Origin of the sequence: Staphylococcus simiae (genome assembly GCF_002902085.1) — a bacterium.
Lineage (GTDB): Bacteria > Bacillota > Bacilli > Staphylococcales > Staphylococcaceae > Staphylococcus > Staphylococcus simiae.
On record NZ_PPQR01000032.1, the window covers coordinates 1 to 2,428 of the forward strand.

General features: G+C 33.2%; 1 protein-coding gene. It reads right to left on the bottom strand.

Going from position 1 to position 2,428, the window contains the following annotated elements; genetic code table 11:
* Window positions 1-808: 808 nt before the first annotated feature.
* Entirely contained in the window at window positions 809-2,308 is a 1,500-nt protein-coding gene (locus CD113_RS05415) for a M4 family metallopeptidase (RefSeq protein ID WP_407070851.1), read from the bottom strand.
* Window positions 2,309-2,428 lie beyond the last annotated feature (120 nt).

The window sequence follows — 2,428 nt, forward strand, 5'->3', positions numbered from 1 at the left end:
AGAGTACACAGTCTACTTCTCTCTCTACAACTATAAAAAATAGCTGTGAAAAAATCTATCGTCATAGATTTCTTCACAGCTAATCTTAGTATGTTTTTTAGGACTGATAAATAAAAAATGAATAATTTAAAATAAAAATCATTTTAAAGCCGAGACTCCTGAGGTAGGGACCCAACATAGAGAAACTGTGAAACAGTTTCTACAAGCAATGCAAGTTGGGCAACAGTGCTAGTCGAAGACCCGGGCCCCAACAAAAAGAAACTAATCATTTAGTTTCAACGGACAATGCCAGTTGGGGTAGGCTGAGACAGCACCCTAGGAAGGGACCCAACACAGAAAAACTGGTTATCTGAAATAGGTTTACAGTTTATTAATTCATAATAAACTGCATAAGATTTTCTAGCTATCAAGATAGCAGAAACTCTAACATGCAATGCAGGGCCCCAACATAGAAAAACTGGTTATCCAGTTTTTTCATGCCATGCAAGTTAGGCAAGGGACCCGTCATAGAAAAATTTTATAACTAAAATTTTTTCTTTTATGTGCAAGACGGGCAAGGTTGGACATTGGGGCCCCAGCAAAGAAAAATTCTGTTAACAGAATTTTTACTATAATGTGCAGGTTGGGCATAGCGAGGCTTGAAAAATTAATTATGTATCAGTCCAATTTGTTAGAGAACCAATAAAATAAAAAAGACCTTATGCCATACAATACAACATGTATGACATAGGTCATTTATAAGCTGGTTATTAAATTATATTATTTGATTTGTAAGTGTTTAACATTAATTCTTGTTTTTAAATATAAATTACACGCCTACTTGATTCCAAGCTTCCCATACATCTTCAGCTGTTTGTTCGCCATACAAGTCTAAAGCTGATTGATATATTGCTTCTTTGGCATCTACAAATGTAGCATTCTCTGTTAAATATTCTGTTAAAGCTCTATAATAAATATGTTGTGCTTTATCTTTACCGATAGATTTTATAACATTATACGCTGCTTTATTGGGTATTCCTGAATTGGTATGTACACCACCATTATCACTTTGAGTGTGTACATAATCTCTCATATTAGCAGGTTGACCATACCGTTCAGGATCCGACATGCTTCTTAAAGCGTCCCCCTTCTTATCAGGTGTGTACACATCTTCACCCATTAAAAAGTCTTCATCATCTACAAAGTAACCAAAAACATCTGAGAAACTTTCATTTAAAGCTCCTGATTGATTTTTATAAACCAAACCTGCAGTTTCTTGTGTGACACCATGCGTAATTTCATGTGCTACTACGTCATTTGCACCAGCTAAGCCAGTAAATTCTTTACCATCGCCGTCACCATAAATCATTTTGTCACCAATCCAAGCTGCATTATTTCTATTGTCTTGTCCATTAAAATAATTTACATGTGTTAAAGAAACTATAGGACTACCTTTATCATCGTATGACTCACGTCCAAAAGTATTTTTATAATAATCGTAAACATCTTTAGCATAATAATTGGCATCAACACCTGCGCGTTGATTATCCTTCATAAAATTTTGATCTGGATTAGTTATTAAGCTAACTTGTGAGGTTTGTTCATTAAAATTATATGCAGATAATTTCCCTTGATGTGTCAGATCTTCTAAGCTAAAGCCATTTTCTATACTATTGATATTAATATCTTTAGTATCTCCTAAAACGCCTTTACCTTTACCTGTCGTTGCAGCTTCACTAATAAGATTTATCTTATCTACAATTCCACCTGTTTGCGCATTTACTTTTACTTGCCAGTGTGAAATTTTAGGTGAAACTGTGACGATTTCAATGTTGTAAACATATTTATTCTTATTCCCATCAATTTCTACTTTGTCTTTTTTAACGACTTTATCTTTCATATTTTGTGCTTTATTTTTATCAATATGCACAGCGTCAAACGCTTTATTAACAGCCGTCGTCTTGTCTAACGTTACTTTATTGGTTGGTTTCACTTTGTTAGCATCAGTGTCACCATTAACTAAGACAACATCGCCAGATTTATCTGCATGTACTTTTACTTCTTTATCTGGTGCATAAACACCATCTACTTCCGGTTGTAACGTAAAATGTTTAAATCCTTTACTATCCTGTTTAACATCAATAACTGCATAATCTTGATAGTTATTTTTTACATTTTGTGACTTAGGTAGTTCTTTCAATGCTTTCACCGCATCACTCTTCTGAGTGACTTTCATATCTATCGTGTCATTCTTGTTGTTACTTATAGCAAAAGCTGATGGATTTACAGTAGCCAATATAGTCATCCCAATAATGCTTGAACATGTCATTTTAGACCATTTTTTCAAAATATAGCCTCCTAAATATTTTAAAACCAGCTTATAAACAAAATTTTAATTTAATTTTTATAAAAAGTAAACAAAAATATTGATTTATTATCTGTATTTTTA

Bases quoted from the DNA above. Each gene is read 5' to 3' on its own strand.
- CD113_RS05415 (WP_407070851.1), bottom strand. From the start codon at position 2,308: ATGACATGTTCAAGCATTATTGGGATGACTATATTGGCTACTGTAAAT.